At 45.8% G+C, this 15,331-nt stretch carries 14 protein-coding genes; 4 read left to right on the forward strand and 10 right to left on the reverse strand.

Annotated features, from left to right (window positions below; translation table 11 throughout):
• Window positions 1–241: 241 nt before the first annotated feature.
• Genes nadA through nadB form a run of 3 tightly spaced genes read right to left on the reverse strand, consistent with a single transcriptional unit; the run spans window position 242 to window position 3,741 of the window.
• Window positions 242–1,342 (reverse strand): quinolinate synthase NadA, encoded by a 1,101-nt coding sequence (gene nadA / locus ABWW58_RS15295; RefSeq protein WP_353869930.1) that lies wholly within the window; start codon window positions 1,340–1,342, stop codon window positions 242–244.
• 25 nt (window positions 1,343–1,367) lie between these two features.
• Complete coding sequence (nadC, locus tag ABWW58_RS15300; RefSeq protein ID WP_353869931.1) at window positions 1,368–2,210, reverse strand: carboxylating nicotinate-nucleotide diphosphorylase; 843 nt, start codon at window positions 2,208–2,210, stop codon at window positions 1,368–1,370.
• The gene (gene nadB, locus ABWW58_RS15305) at window positions 2,203–3,741 is read right to left on the reverse strand and encodes an L-aspartate oxidase (RefSeq protein WP_353869932.1); all 1,539 of its coding nucleotides are present in this window, start codon (window positions 3,739–3,741) and stop codon (window positions 2,203–2,205) included. The genes nadC and nadB overlap by 8 nt, the downstream gene beginning before the upstream one ends.
• Window positions 3,742–3,981: 240 nt before the next feature.
• Between nadB and ABWW58_RS15310 the strand changes: the two genes are divergently transcribed.
• Window positions 3,982–5,124: a cysteine desulfurase family protein gene (locus ABWW58_RS15310; protein WP_353869933.1), complete on the forward strand. Its 1,143-nt coding sequence runs from the start codon at window positions 3,982–3,984 to the stop codon at window positions 5,122–5,124.
• 131 nt (window positions 5,125–5,255) lie between these two features.
• On the opposite strand, the gene ABWW58_RS15315 is transcribed toward ABWW58_RS15310, so the two are convergent.
• On the reverse strand, window positions 5,256–5,711 hold the full coding sequence (locus tag ABWW58_RS15315) for an Lrp/AsnC family transcriptional regulator (protein WP_353869934.1): 456 nt from the start codon (window positions 5,709–5,711) through the stop codon (window positions 5,256–5,258).
• A gap of 249 nt (window positions 5,712–5,960) precedes the next feature.
• Here ABWW58_RS15315 and ABWW58_RS15320 point away from each other — a divergent pair, with 249 nt between their 5' ends.
• Genes ABWW58_RS15320 through ABWW58_RS15330 form a run of 3 tightly spaced genes read left to right on the forward strand, consistent with a single transcriptional unit; the run spans window position 5,961 to window position 8,943 of the window.
• Window positions 5,961–6,677, forward strand: coding sequence for a lyase family protein (locus tag ABWW58_RS15320; protein WP_353869935.1), 717 nt, complete (start codon window positions 5,961–5,963; stop codon window positions 6,675–6,677).
• Window positions 6,674–7,807: a glucose PTS transporter subunit IIA gene (locus ABWW58_RS15325; protein WP_353870023.1), complete on the forward strand. Its 1,134-nt coding sequence runs from the start codon at window positions 6,674–6,676 to the stop codon at window positions 7,805–7,807. The genes ABWW58_RS15320 and ABWW58_RS15325 overlap by 4 nt, the downstream gene beginning before the upstream one ends.
• 50 nt (window positions 7,808–7,857) lie before the next feature.
• Entirely contained in the window at window positions 7,858–8,943 is a 1,086-nt protein-coding gene (locus ABWW58_RS15330; RefSeq protein WP_353869936.1) for an alpha/beta hydrolase, read from the forward strand.
• Window positions 8,944–9,119: 176 nt separating this feature from the next.
• On the opposite strand, the gene ABWW58_RS15335 is transcribed toward ABWW58_RS15330, so the two are convergent.
• From ABWW58_RS15335 to ABWW58_RS15360, 6 genes are read right to left on the reverse strand one after another with little or no spacing between them, the layout of a single operon-like run.
• Window positions 9,120–9,791: a M15 family metallopeptidase gene (locus tag ABWW58_RS15335; protein WP_353869937.1), complete on the reverse strand. Its 672-nt coding sequence runs from the start codon at window positions 9,789–9,791 to the stop codon at window positions 9,120–9,122.
• 27 nt (window positions 9,792–9,818) lie between these two features.
• Window positions 9,819–10,757 carry an ABC transporter ATP-binding protein gene (locus ABWW58_RS15340; RefSeq protein WP_353869938.1) on the reverse strand — a complete coding sequence of 313 codons (939 nt, stop codon included), beginning with the start codon at window positions 10,755–10,757 and terminating at the stop codon, window positions 9,819–9,821.
• Window positions 10,750–11,709 carry an ABC transporter ATP-binding protein gene (locus ABWW58_RS15345; protein ID WP_353869939.1) on the reverse strand — a complete coding sequence of 320 codons (960 nt, stop codon included), beginning with the start codon at window positions 11,707–11,709 and terminating at the stop codon, window positions 10,750–10,752. Before ABWW58_RS15345 ends, ABWW58_RS15340 begins: the two co-directional genes overlap by 8 nt.
• Before the next feature lie 13 nt (window positions 11,710–11,722).
• Window positions 11,723–12,601 carry an ABC transporter permease gene (locus ABWW58_RS15350; RefSeq protein WP_353869940.1) on the reverse strand — a complete coding sequence of 293 codons (879 nt, stop codon included), beginning with the start codon at window positions 12,599–12,601 and terminating at the stop codon, window positions 11,723–11,725.
• Between the two features lie 15 nt (window positions 12,602–12,616).
• On the reverse strand, window positions 12,617–13,627 hold the full coding sequence (locus ABWW58_RS15355) for an ABC transporter permease (protein WP_353869941.1): 1,011 nt from the start codon (window positions 13,625–13,627) through the stop codon (window positions 12,617–12,619).
• Between the two features lie 19 nt (window positions 13,628–13,646).
• Entirely contained in the window at window positions 13,647–15,203 is a 1,557-nt protein-coding gene (locus tag ABWW58_RS15360) for an ABC transporter substrate-binding protein (protein ID WP_353869942.1), read from the reverse strand.
• Window positions 15,204–15,331: the final 128 nt, after the last annotated feature.

Consider the following 15,331-nt stretch of genomic DNA (forward strand, 5'->3'; position numbering starts at 1 on the left):
TTGCATACAGGACGTATGCGTACTTAGCGAAAGTTCCTTTACAATTTCCTTTTTCATGACGCTAATCGTACTAGCAAGGCAAAATCATTAAACTTTCTTGACCTGTTAAAAAACGTCAACCAGCCGAATTCAAAAGATCCGATTGATTGACGTTTTAATTGATCGTTTTTTTATCAATGAAAAGTTTCGACCCCATCATCACTGTTGTTTTGTCCTATACGAGCCACATGGGGACACCTGCTCAAGATTGCGCAAGCATCCGTTCAAGCGCTAAGACGGCATCGCGCGCAACCGCATCAGGGACAGAGATGATATTGTCCGGTGTACCTGCCGCAATCTGCGCCAGCGACCAGACAAAGTGCGGCAGGTCGATGCGATTCATCGTCAGACACGCACACATCATCGGATTCAGTGAACGAATGTGTAAATGCGGATGACTGTGCTTCAGACGATTCACCAGGTTCATCTCCGTACCGATCGCCCAGTGCGACCCGTTCGGCGCCTGATCAATCACATCAATAATATATTTGGTTGATCCGGCAAAATCCGCCTGACGTACGACCTCATAGTCACATTCCGGATGTACAAGAATCTGCACATCCGGATCCTCACGTCGGCAGTCGGCAACGTTTTGTACGGTAAACCGTTCATGAACCGTACAGAAGCCCTTCCAAAGAATGACCTGTGTATGCTCGCCCGCATCGCCTTCAAAGCTTTCCCGCACCGGATCCCAGATCACCATATCGTTCAGTGGAATCCCAAGCTGGACGCCGGTGTTGCGTCCCAGATGCTGATCAGGCAAAAAGAGAATGCGTTGCTTCTGCGTCAGCGCCCATTGCATCATTTTTCCCGCATTGGACGAAGTCAGTGTTGCCCCGCCATGCCTGCCACAAAACGCTTTGATTTCCGCAGTCGAGTTAATATAAGTCATTGGAATGATACTATCGCCAAAGCGCGTCTGCAAATGCCCCCATGCGCGCTCCAACTGATGAATCGTCGCCATATCGGCCATCGCGCAGCCTGCCCGGCGATCAGGCAAAATGACCTTCTGCCTTTGATCCGTGAGTATGTCGGCAGTTTCCGCCATAAAGTGGACGCCGCAAAAAATAATATAGTCCGCTTCTTTTTTTGCGGCTGCAAGCTGGGCCAGCCGAAGTGAATCACCGCGATCATCCGCAAATTGAATCACTTCATCGCGCTGATAGTGATGGCCGGGAATATAGATCCGTGAACCGAGCTGTTCTTTGAGTCGCCATCCTTCTTCGGTCAACACATCTTTGGATGCATTTCGATAGGCTTCCGGAATCTGCGTCTGTTTTAAAAAGGTTTCTGCCAGACCCACTGTTCACTCATTCCTTCCCTTTTCTTTATTGGTTGTCCATGTGTAAATTAAAGCTGATATCAAGAGCCTTGACCGAATGGGTCAGACATCCAAGTGAAATATAGTCCGCGCCGCATCCGGCATAATCCTTCAATGTCGTTAAATCAATGCCGCCGGATACTTCCGTGACGATAGTGTCCGGGACTTCCTGAACATACGTGCGAATCTCACTCGGCGAACAATTATCAAACATAATGATGTCTGCTTTTGCCTGAACAGCCTCCCTGACGGTCTCAAGCGATGTCGTCTCAACCTCAATTTTTACGGTATGGCCCAGCTCAGCACGAACCTTCTGTACGGCGCGGCTTATTGATCCAGAATGCACAATATGATTATCCTTGATCATAACCGCATCGTAGAGACCAAACCGGTGGTTAAAGCCACCGCCGATCTTTACCGCATATTTCTCAAACAAGCGCAAGCCGGGCGTCGTCTTTCTCGTATCACAGATTCGCGTTCTGCTGCCCTTCATGATGTCCGCAGCCGCGGACGTCATGGTTGCAATTCCGCTCATATGCTGCAGCAAATTAAGCAGCACACGTTCCGCACTGAGCAGCGTACGCACCGGCCCGCTGACCGTCAGCAGATCAACACCTGCCTGAACGTGATCGCCTTCGGAGACGTGAAAGTGAATGGTAATTTCCGGATCGAGCAGCCTGTAGCCCTCGATCAATACCGGCAGCCCGCAGATGATCCCCGCCGCTTTCGCAGTAAATGTGCCGACCGCCGTGTCTTCAGCGGCAAAAATCGTTTCACTGGTTAGATCCTGATGACCAATGTCTTCATTGTAAAAAGATTCGAGTGCTTGACGTAATTTAATTTTATTCAACAGGAGTCACCTCGCGCAGGATGTTTTTAGTCCGCCAAGCTTCAATTTCCTCCGGATAATCAATCCGCGTATGTCCGCCACGGCTTTCAGTGCGTTCCAATGCTGAGGTGGCAATCAGCCAAGCGACGGTCAGCATGTTCAGTTTCTCCAGTTCATCCTTCGTACCGTCCAGCCGTTCCAACCGGTTAAAGTCAATCTTCCAAGAACGGCACCAATCGATCGCTGTGGTGAGCGACTGCTTAGTACGCCAAATCCCGACATGCGCGAACATCATCTTCTGAATTTCCTCTTTGGCAGGGAGCGCCGGCACCGGCTTAATGCCTGATTCAACAGCAATATCCTCCACAGGAACCACTGTTTCGTTCATCATGCTGGAAGCCGCCGTCCCTGCATAAGTGATCGCTTCAAGCAGTGAATGACTGGCAATTCGATTGGCACCGTGTACCCCGGTGCATGCGCACTCGCCAACGGCATACAAACCGGGCAACGTTGTACGTCCCTCATGATCCGTCTCGATTCCACCCATAAGAAAATGGGCGCCGGGCGCAACCGGAATCCTTCCTTTTGTTATATCGACACCAGCCTCGCGGCAAAGTCCGGTAATGGTCGGAAAATGGTCAGAAAAATGGTCAATCATTGATATATCAAGATAAACTTTTTTGACCTGACCGGTCTTCTGCGCTTTAAACAGAACCTTGGACACCACATCACGAGGCGCCAAGTCTTCGAGTGGGTGCTTTCCGGCAAGAAGCCGATTGCCATCCTGATCGATCAGCTTCGCCCCCTCGCCGCGAACGGCCTCGGAAACCAGCCCGTAAACGTGGTTGTTCTCTATCAGCAATGTCGGATGGAACTGAACAAACTCCATATCTTTAAGCGCGGCACCGGCCCGATAAGCAAGTGCCAGCCCATCACCGGTTACCGCAGGATCTGCAGAAGTCGGCGCGTAAAGCTGTCCGCATCCGCCGGTCGCAAGCACGATATGCTGCGCTCGATAAAGAACTGTTTCTCCTGACGGATCCTTGGCAAGAACGCCGACACAGCGGCCGTTCCGTACCAGCAATTCGACGACCTGCGTCTGTTCATGAATGGTGACCTGCTGCTCGACGTAGCGCTTAACAAAGGTCGTTAGCTCGCGACCGGTCGCGTCGCCGTGGGCATGCAGAACGCGAGCGGCAGAGTGCCCGCCTTCTCTTGCCAGCAAAATAGTCCCGTTCTGATCACGGTCAAACTTCATGCCCATTCGAATCAGCTCATCCACTTGATCTTTGCTTTCTCGTGCAAGATAAGCCGTTTCATTGACATCATTGTGATAGCGTCCGGCCTTCATAGCATCTTCCAGCTGCCGATGCCAGTCATCATCCGGAGCGTAGGCCGCTGCGATCCCGCCTTGAGCAAGAAAGGAATTGCTTGCCTGCCATTCCTTTTTTGTCAGGACGATCACTCGCTTCTTTTTCATGAGCTTCGCTGCTGTGTAGAGCGCAGCCAGTCCGCTTCCAATAATAACGATATCTGATTGAATTGTTTTCAATTATTTACACCTGTCTTTACACTTGTCTTGACAACTATATTGTCACATTATTAAACTTACAGCAAGTAGGAAAACACATATTGTTAAAAATTTACTAAGGATAACAGTTTACCAGAGTCCTTTAACGAAAAAAGCAGCAGCACGCGCAAAGAAAACCGTCATTTTTTAGCAGAAAAAACCGTCACAAAGCCGCTGACGGACCAAAAATAAAAGCTTAACCATAAAAGGAGCGCAGTACCGATGATTTATCTTGACTATGCAGCGACAACACCCATGTCTTCAAGAGCTTTGAAAACTTATACAGATGTCGCTCAGCACTGTTTCGGCAACACCAACAGCCCACATGACTTTGGTGACGCGGCAGACCAACTGCTCGCTTCTTGTCGGGAACAAATCGCCCGCCATCTTCACGTCGAAGCAAACACCATTTTCTTTACTTCCGGAGGCTCGGACAGCAATTTACTGGCGATTGACGGCATAGCGCATGCCCGAAAGAACAAAGGAAATCATTTAATTTATGTACAGGGGCAGCATTCATCCGTAGTGCTTGCTTTTGAAAAGCTGCGTGAGGAAGGTTTCTCAGTCACTGAACTGAAACGCCGCGCGGACGGCGAAGTAGACCCGTCAACAATTGAACAGGCGCTCAGAGGAGACACGATCCTTGTCAGTGTTGACCATGTCAATAACGAAATGGGGAGCATTAATAATCTAAACGCAATCGGCAAGCTGCTGTTCAGCAAAAAAATTGCCTTCCACTGTGATGCCGTACAGTCCTATGGAAAATTGCCGATTGATGCCGAAGCAGCGCATATAACTGCTTTGTCGGCCACCGCCCATAAAATCTACGGACCCAAAGGTGTCGGACTCTGCTACGTGCATCCGCGCGAAGCTTTTCAACCGCAGCTGCCTGGAGCACCTAAGCAGGGACTTAGCCCAGGTACCGTCAATCTTCCCGGCATTGCCGCCTTCGTTACGGCATCCGAGGTAGCCTGCCAGCAGGCTGAAGCAATGCTTGGCCATGTCACCAATTTGCGACAACGGTTCATTGCCGGCATTCAAAAGAAAGGCATTTCTTTTAGTGTTGAAGAATCCGCGCGTCATCAACTGCCGCACATTCTCGCACTCCGCATTCCCGGCATTGAGGGGCAGCAGATCATGCTCGCCGCCAATCAGCGCGGCTTGTCAATTGCCACAGGAAGTGCATGCAGCAGCACAACGCATCAGCCTTCCCCGACGCTTCTGTCGATCGGCCGTTCTGCCGAAGAAGCACGGGAGCTCGTTCGCCTGTCTTTCGGAGAAACAACGACAAAAGAAGAACTGGATCAGGCAATAGATCTATTTGCCGCGGCTGTTTCAGAAGTGCAGTCGGCTATGCGGACATAATGGGCGCTTGCTAACAACTGAGTTGAGCAGCCATCCCTGTAAAGAGATGACTGCTCAATTTTTGATTCGTTCGCATTTATCTCACAATCTCCCGTAGCACTCTTTAGAGTCCCCGCCGCAGAGGATCATCATTACAGCCGATCGTCCTTCTCTTCGCTCAGACTCACACCGCGTACATCCACCGGGGTTGAAAAAACAATTTGCGTATTCGTTTTGCCGAACCGCTGAAGTAAATTAATAAACGAATCCAGTAATTCCGTGCTTTCGAAAATCACTTTAATCACCATCGAGAATTCGCCGGACACGCAGTCGCATTCAAGTACATTGGGAATTGATTCAATATATTTATAAAAATCCGATTTGTCTTTAGGATCGACTTTGACATGAACGTAGGCTTTAATATGAAAGCCGGCTTTCTTATAATCAATCAATGTATAATAATTTTTGATAATGTCTAATTGTTCCAGATGATGCATTCGGGCGGAGATGGTTGGCGGAGAGATGTAACATTCCTTTGCCAGCGCTTTAAGGGAAACGCGCGCATTTTGCTGGAGCCGATTAATAATCTTCCGATCTATAGAATCCATTCCGATAAGTCACTCCTTCTTTGTTCGATCTTCATTATATGCAACTTCCGAAAAAATGCAAAAACAATTGTCAGATTATATGACATGCGCATTTTGTTTTTGTTATATTTTTTAACTCATTAAATTGTTTAATTAAGAATCAAGGCGAAAAAAATTTTTATCGAACGAGTTGTTCGAAAGCCGTCGCCTTTTCATTCATTTCGGATTATCTTAGTCGTATCCAATAAACAAGGAGGAATTATCACCCCTATGAGAACGGAAACTGACGCACTCGGCACAAAAGAAATCCCGCAATCCGCCTATTACGGCATACATTCGCTGCGCGCGAAAGAAAATTTCAGTGTGTCTGCGGAAACGATCGATTCAGAACTGATTCATGGACTTGCCCTGATAAAGAAAGCTGCCGCAATCGTCAACCATGAAGATGGTTCACTCAGCAAAGAAAAAGCCACGGCGATCAGCCGGGCTTGTGATGAAATCCTTGATGGAAAATTTGATCAAGAGTTCATTGTGCCCGCCATTCAAGGAAGTGCAGGCACATCAATTAATATGAATGCCAACGAGGTCATCGCCAATCGCGCCATCGAACTGCTTGGCGGAACAAAAGGTGACTACACCCGTGTGCATCCCAATGATGACATCAACCGCTGCCAATCAACAAACGATGTCTTTCCATCTGCAAGCAAGCTTGCCCTGTTGCGGCTGAGCAAACGCCTTGCCCTGGAAATCGATCAATTTCTAGATAGCTTGGTTCAAAAAGCAGACGAGCTGAAAGACGTCGTCAAACTTGGACGGACGCAGCTGCAAGACGCACTGCCCACAACGGTCGGCAATACATTTCAGGCATTTGCGTCGGCAATTGCTCGCAATCTTAATGAACTCAATCACAGCCGCGATGCATTAAAAACGTTCTGCTGCTGTCATGGTTTGAACGTTTTCTCAAGAAAATACTGCCTGATGCGATAAAAAATTTCACTATTCCATTATTGTCATTGCTCATCATTGTACCCATTACAATCATGGTATTTGGTCCATTGGGGTCCTCCCTAAGCAATGGAATTGCCCAAGTCTATATGACTTTGTATGGATTTAACAAAACTATTGCCGGTGGATTTATAGGTGCAATTGCTCAGGTACTGGTTGTCTTTGGTATCCATTGGGGACTCTTTCCGATTATTTTTGCGAACATCCAAAAATATGGGTACGATACCATATTGGCCGTATTCGGACCAAGTATTATCGCGCAAGCCGGAGCAGCTTTCGGTGTTATGTTAAAAACGAAAAATAAAAAAATCAAAGAAATTGCCTCCCCGGCCGCATTAATCGGATTCTTCGGCATCTCAGAAACTTCTATTTACGGCATTAACCTGAGATTTAAAAAACCGTTCCTTATGGCGATCATTGGCGGCGGTATCGGCGGTGCTATTGTCGGTGCGTCCGGAAGCCGGGCCATCGCGGTTGCCGTCGCAAGCGTCCCAAGTTTCCCAGTCTATTTCGGAAAGGGCTTTGTAGGCTTCCTAATCGGCTATTTCGGAGCCTTCGTGATATCGGCAGTACTCACTTACTTATTCGGCTATAGTGATGATATGATTGAAGCAACAGAAAAGGATCCGGCGAAAACAGATGATTCAATTGCACATCCATCTTTGACCATTCAAGCCCCTGTTGATGGAAAAGTAGAAGCCCTTAGTACAATTAATGATTCCGTATTTTCTTCCGGCACTCTAGGGTCGGGCTTGGCAATTGTCCCAAGCGGAGAAGAGATTGTCGCCCCGACTAGCGGCATCGTGACGGCCACATTTGATTCCGGACATGCTTATGGCATCAGGACGAATGATGGTAGTGATCTGCTCGTTCACATAGGAATCGATACGGTAAAATTGAAAGGAACGTATTTTACCCCTAAGGTGAAAAAGGGAGATGTTGTCCTGAAGGGTGATATACTGGCACACATTGATCTTGACGGAATCATAGCAGCCGGATTTGATCCAACGGTCATCGTCGTTCTGACCAATGCCACTGCAAATACAAAGCTGTCCATATTAACTAATGATCACGTCAAGGCTAAGGAACCTTTACTGCAGTTCGTCATGTAAGAGTCTGTCCATTAATCACGCAAGACGCTTGAATAATCAGGAGGAATATGATGAGAAGCTATCCGTTGGAATTGCTAACTGAATTGAAGAAAACGAGAGTCAGTCATGAGAACGGGATTGCTGTAAAAATAAAACCTATCCCCGATGATCACCGGTCAGGTGTTCTTGATCCGAGAGTTTTAGTAAGAATTAAACAAAAAAAGCAGTATAAAGACAGTGAAGTGAAAAATGAAATTGATCGTGATTCCATCCATTTGAACTCCATGAGAAGTCAAATGGGTGCAAAAAGCTGTGACCTGACTACTCAAGAAATCACAATTACTGAAAAGTTAATCCCGGTCGGTCTTCACTATATCAACACCCGTATCTATTCAAACTCAAATCAGACTAATGAAACCAAAAAAGTGGCGATCTATTTTCACGGGGGCGGGTTCTTCGGCGGTAGCGCAGCCATGCTGGACCATCAGTGTCAACTAATCGCTGAAAAATCAAATGCGCTAGTCCTATCGCCTGATTATCGGCTCGCTCCCGAAACCCCCTTTCCTTGTGGACTGGAGGATTGCTTAGGCATTATTAATTGGGTAAGCAGCAATTATAAGGACTTGCATAGCGTTCCAAATCACATCGTATTGATTGGAGACAGTGCAGGAGGCAATCTCGCTGTTGTCTGTGCTCTAAACGATCAAAAGCAACGGATAAAATCAGTCATATCGCTCTACGGTGCTTTTGACATCAATCCACCGGAAACATCTTATGGCGGATGGGATTACAGCGCCTATACTATGGATAACAAGCAGCGTTCATTCATCCACTCGCGCCTGAATCGTTTCAGGATTTTAGCAGATGCAGTGAGAGCACTCTATATACCCGGCAATATTTCAGTAAATCATCCGGATATCTGCCCCCTTTACGCTGATAACCTAGATCAATTGCCGCCAGTCACGCTCATCGAAGCAGAATTTGATTACTTTCGATTAAGCAATGATCAACTAGCCAAGAAAATAACAGAAGCAGGAAAACAAATCGATGTCATCAGGTATCTTGGCATGGATCATGGATTCTTTGACAGACTCGGTGAAAATCCGCAAACAGAAGATTGTATTGAGGAAATTGCACAAATAATCAAGAACGCCTGATTCTCTCTATAAACGCAAGCAGCCTACACCTTCTGGGTGTGGGCTGCTTAACATTTATTTATTATACAAAAAGTTTCAGGCCATTTCTAAATTTGAAGAATCTCAGACACTATTCGTTTTGGTACCCGCTCGTGTTTCTTAATTTTAGTCATTTCTTCAATGGTCATCTCGCTTCACTATTTCTTCCGTTCGATTCCGCCGTATAGTTGGTGTGTATGCTTGGCTACTGCCCAGGAATTATCACCAAAAGAGTAATGCCACCACTCGGTTGGATTGTTGACGAAATCTTCCTTTTCCATTAGTTTCTTCAAGTTTCTCCTGTGATCACGGATTTGACGTTCCATAGTATCTAGTCCCATTTTGTTTTCAAAGTAACCTGAGTTCGCCATGGCGGTAAAATCATCAAAATTCGTGCCCATATTGATCCACCCGTTTTCGTCAGCCAATGTCAAATCAATAGCACCTCCGGAATAGTGGGGAGCCGGATTTTCCAGGCTTCTCGCAGGAAAAGCCACATACTTTACAATTTCTTCTTCAATTTTTTGTTGGGAATAACCATCGTGCTCGAACCTATTGATAGTCTCATTATAGATAAAGGATTGGGTCTCAAATGAACGCCAACCATCAATAAGGATCAGATGCATCTCCGCAGGCAATTTTTTCGCGATCCGAATTAATTTGTCGGCTACAGATTCTCGTAAAAACAGATCAGATAACGTTCCAGGCATGCCCTGCAAAAAATAGGACGGATATATTTCAATCTTTTTAGAGCGGCCGGACATCGAAACCAATTGCTCACCTTGTAAAGCCAAAAAGATTCGACCACTATCTTTGTTCCTAATTGACAATCATGGACACCTCTTTTAGGCTTTCGATTAAAGTGAAAAATGACAGGAAAAGTAGTGAGACTCCTGATCTGCACGACGAGATTCCGGTGCATGTAAACAGATTTTCTTACGAAAAGGACAACGATCATAAAACACACAGGATGAATCAGGAATGCTCGTAGCCGGTTCGGCAAATTTTAATTCCATCTGCTTGACCGTATGAACGCTTGGCAGTGTTGATAACAAAATTTTCGTATACGGATGTTTGGGATGATGAAACAGTTCCTGCACGCCGCCCTTCTCGACAATCTGCCCCTTATACATGACTGCTACTCGGTCACACATATAGCGGATGACCGACATGTTGTGCGATATAAACAGATAAGTGAGCTGCTTGTCCTTTTTAAGGGATTTAAGCAGGTTAAGAATCTGCGCCTGCACAGAAACATCCAGTGCCGAAGTTGGCTCATCCAAAATTAAGAATGAAGGATGGGTAATCAATGCACGTGCGATTGCGATCCGCTGCCTTTGCCCGCCGCTGAATTCGTTTGGTAATCGATTCAACTGATCCTCTTTTAATCCAACATTTTTAATCAGTTCAAAAAGGGATTGCTTTCCATTCTTTCTGTGGCGAATTCCGCTCAATGGCTCCTGTATGATTGACTTAATTTTCATACGCGGATCAAGCGAAGACTGCGGGTCCTGAAAAACAATCTGACATTCTCCAGATTCCGGACGGTTGAATTTACCGTTCCGGTTCCAAAGCGGATGACCACGATAGTAGATGGTTCCATCAGTCGGCTGCTCCAGACCAATGAGCATTTTTCCTAACGTACTCTTTCCTGAACCGGACTCGCCGACTAGGCCAAGAATTTCTCCCTGGCAAATACTCAGACTAATGTTGTTGACTGCTTTGAATCCGCCCTTTTTTTTGCCGTATTCCTTACTGACATTTTTGACTTCGATGAGTGTCTTCACTTTAATCATTCCTCCCCATCCAGCAGGAAGAGTGATGACCCGCTTGTATTTCTTCCGGCTCTGGTTGTCTCTGTTCACAGATCGCCATACGATACATGCATCGAGAAGCAAAACAGCAGCCTTTGGGTCTGTGTTTCAAATCAGTAACCTCACCTTGAATCGCATTCAAAGGATAGCCTGGGTCTTTATTTTCTGGTAATGCATCGAGCAATGCTCGGGTATAAGGATGATTCGGATGATTGAGTATTTCGCTTGTCGGTCCGGACTCAATAATCTCACCAGCATACATCACAAAAGTTCGCTCGCAAATCTGAGAGACAACACCCAGATCATGCGTGATGAGAATAATTGATACCCCTTTCTTTTGATTCAATTCTTGAAATAATTTAAGAATCTCATTCTGAATCGTGACATCCAGCGCAGTTGTTGGTTCATCAGCCAGCAGCAATTCCGGCGGACTGGCCATTGCAAGTGCAATGACAACGCGCTGCCGCATCCCGCCGCTCAATTCAAATGGATATTGCCGGGCCACTTTTTCCGGTTGATGAATATGGACAGCGTCCAGAGCCTGAATGGCCAATTGATTCGCTTCCTTCATCGGCAAGTGACGATGACGCTTAATCACTTCCGCTAATTGCCGGCCGATTTTCATCGTCGGATGTAAAGCGGTCATCGGTTCCTGAAAGACCATACCAATTTCTTTACCTCTCAAAGCTTGAAGCTCTTTCGATTTTAAAGAAAGGATATGCTTATCTTTATAAACGATGGATCCTTCGCAAATCTTTGCATTTTCATCAAGTAATCCTAAGATAGAAAGGGCAGTTACCGATTTTCCTGATCCTGATTCGCCAACAATGCCGACAATTTCTCCTTTTTTGAGCGAGAAGTGAACTTTGTTTAAAATCTGAGTTGTTCCCTCCATGCTGTCAAACGCGATACTTAAGTCCTTGACTTCAAGCATTTTCTTCGCCCCCTCAGCGGTTGGCTTTCGGATCCAGCCAATCACGGATTCCATCACCAATCAGATTCAATGCCATGGATGACAGAAACAGGAAAGTCCCTGGAAAAACCGGATACCACCAGTAATCCAGCAGATACTTCCACCCAACACTGATCATTGCACCCCATTCCGGAGTCGGCGGCTGAGCACCGAGTCCCAAAAATCCAAGTGTTGCGATCATTAAAATCGCATCGCCAATATCAAGCGTTGCCTGAATGATTAACGGTGACACGGCATTTGGGATCACATGGCGCCCAATAATTCGAAGTGGGTGTATACCAAAAGTTTCCGCTGACCTCACATATAGCGTCCGGCGCAGCATCAATGCTTGCCCGCGTGCAAGCCTGACATAGATCGGTATCTCAACAATGGCCAGAGCAAGCAGCGCATTTTGCAGACTAGGTCCTAGCGCCGCTGTTAGTGCCATCGCCAAAATCAACATCGGGAACGCAAGCATCATATCCATAATCCGCATAATCGTCTGATCAATCAATCCCCCGAAATACCCGGCGATTGATCCGACAATCAGTCCAACAGTTCCTGCAATTGCAATGCATACAATACCGACGCCGAGCGACAGCCGTGCACCATACAATGTCCGAGTTAAAAGATCACGACCGACCTCATCAGTTCCGAACCAGTGTTTCCACGATGGCGATTGGAACTTAGAGATCACATCAATCTTTGTCGGATCATAAGGCGAGATTAGCGGAACCAGAAGCGCGAGCATCACAATACTCAGTAAAAGCCCCAGACCAATGCATGTCATTTTATTTTTTTGAATTAGATAAACATAATTTAACTTCTTCTTAACCGTTAATTTCTTCTGAATTTGAACTGTTTGAAGTTCCAATGAAAAGGCCTCCCCTTACCCTCTTTCCCGCAATTGCGGATTGAGCGCGTAGTAGAGTAAATCAACCACAAGATTGATCAGCACATACCCGATCGATATAAAAAAAGTAAAACCCATGATCGCAGGAAAATCTAAATAGGTGATCGAGTCAACGACATATTTCCCCATGCCCGGCCAGCCAAATATGGTTTCTGTAACCACCGCACCGCCAAGTAATGAGCCAAATGAAGTACCAATCACAGTAATGGTCGGAATCAACGCATTTCTGAGCGCATAATTCACGAGTAAAAAGCGTCCGTGAATACCGTTGGCTACTGCGGTTCGGATATATTCCTTGCCGATCTCTTCCAACATACTCGCCCGAACCTGACGTGTAATGATTGCAAGCTGGGCATACGATAACACCATTGCAGGCAAAATGATATGATTGAGACTACTTTTTAGAGCAATACTGTCTCCACTGAGAAGACTGTCTAAGATGTAAAAACCGGTAATATGAGTCGGTGTATTAATGTCGGTACTGATTCTCCCTCCTGAGGGAAGCCAGTTCAAATAACCATAGAAGATTAATATAACAAGCAAACCACTGAAAAAAACGGGAATCGACACCCCGCCTATTGAAAAGACGCGCGTCAGCTGATCCCAAAATGTGCCTTTCTTTACAGCAGATAGAATGCCAAGCGGAATGCCAAGTGCAATGGCAAAAACGAAAGCTGCGATCACCAATTCAAGCGTTGCCGGAAAGTAGTTCTCCAGATCAGATAGAACAGGATTTTGTGTTCGGATCGACGTACCAAAATCCCCAACCAGCAATTGCCGAATATAATCGGTATACTGAATCCAGATTGGCTGATTTAAGCCCAATTGCGCGCGAATTCGGTGAACGGTTGCACTGCTTGCATGCTGACCCGCAATTAAGCTTGCCGGATCCCCGGGAATGACATGAGACAGCAAGAATGTGATTAACGTGACCCCAAAGAGAACAAGGATAAGAAAACCGAAACGATTGAGAATAATCTTTAACAAGAAACCACCCTCAAAGCAATCATTTTGTCATATCTGCCAGATTGTACATGCCCTGCAGCATCGGATTAAATACAAAACCTTTCACCTTCGTGCTCATCGGAAGCAAGAAATCTTTTTGATAGAGCAAGATATATGGTGCATCCTGAATGACTTTCTCCTGAACTTGTGCATAGATTGCCAGACGTTCCGCATGGTCATTTGAAACCGCTGCTTTGCGAAGCCATGCGTCTACTTGAGAATTTTTATAAAACGCGCGGTTCCCGGCAAGTCCAAAGTTTGCTGAATCGTACCAGTAGTTCATAAACATAAACGGATCAGCGAAATCCGGGCTCCAAACGCCTAATGCTAAATCGAATTTTCCTTTGTCCATCATGTCGCGAGACGTCGCATAGGCAACTTTCTTCAAGGTTACCTGTACGCCGATTTTCTTCAAATCCGATTGAATCGTCAGCGCTTCAGTTGACCACCATGGATTATTATCCGAATAAAGCAAGTTAAGCTTCAGATTTTTTACGCCTGCCTGCTGAAGCAGATCCTTTGCTTTGGCTGTATCATAAGCATACGTTTGATTAGTTGCATCATATCCCCACATGCCCTTAGGAATAGGACCGGTGAGCCGAGTCGCATAACCTTGCTGAACAGCATCAATTAATGTGTTGTAATTAATTGCATGATTCAACGCTTGTCTGACTTTAACATCCTTCAAAGCCGGATTGCCTTTGCTGTTGTTAATGTATACATAATCAACAAGGAAGCTGGGCTTTTGCATAATCGTCACATTTTTTGCCGACTTCAAATCTTTCAATTGTTCGTTCGGAATACTTTCTGCAATATCAATTTCACCTTTTTGCAACTGCAGTTTCTGAGCAGAAGAATCATTAACGATTTTAAAGACAACCTGCTTCGTTTTTGGTTTTTTTGCTGCATATTTATTGGCATTCAGCCGAATATACTGTCCCTTTTTCCACTGAGTCAGTTGATATGAGCCGCTTCCCATCGTATGCGTAGCAAGATAGCTCTGACCCCTATCACCATTCGCTGCCTTCTTCTCAACAGCAGGATTGACAATATTGCCATAATCAGCTGCAAGCGTTGACAGGAAGGGCGGAAAGCTTTGTTTTAAGGTGAATATCACCTTACTTGAGCCTGCGGCCTCAACTTTGGAGATGATCCCATAAACAGCAACAGGCCCTTTAGCGATTTTCAAAACGCGTTCGAAGCTGTATTTGACTGCCTGAGCATCTACTTTCGAACCATCGGCAAAGCGATGACCTTTATTCAAAATGAATGTCCATATCTTGCCATCTTTGCTGACTGACCAACTTTTGGCGAGTGCCGGCTTGACGCTTGTACTTGATCCTTTGAAATCAACAAGCCGTTCATAAGCTGGATAAGCCACCTTCCACGAACTGTTATCCATCGATACCGCAGGATCTATTGTTCCGGGATCAGAAGCAATAGCGATATACAACGGTTTTGCTGCTTGTCCATCATTTGGCCCTGAATTAGAATTTTTTGCACAAGATGCCAAAACCAAGGTTGCAATAAGCATAAGGATTAAAAAAGCCCTTTTCATGATTAATCCCCCAATTTAGTTTTTTCAATCTCAATTGAATATTCAGTTATTTTATAGCGAATTGTCGTTGAGTCTCGGCAAAACAAAAAAGTTTTCTTTCTCCTCCTTTCTCACATCATAATAGTTTT

The organism is Sporolactobacillus caesalpiniae (assembly GCF_040513385.1).
Classification (GTDB): Bacteria; Bacillota; Bacilli; order Bacillales; family Sporolactobacillaceae; genus Sporolactobacillus.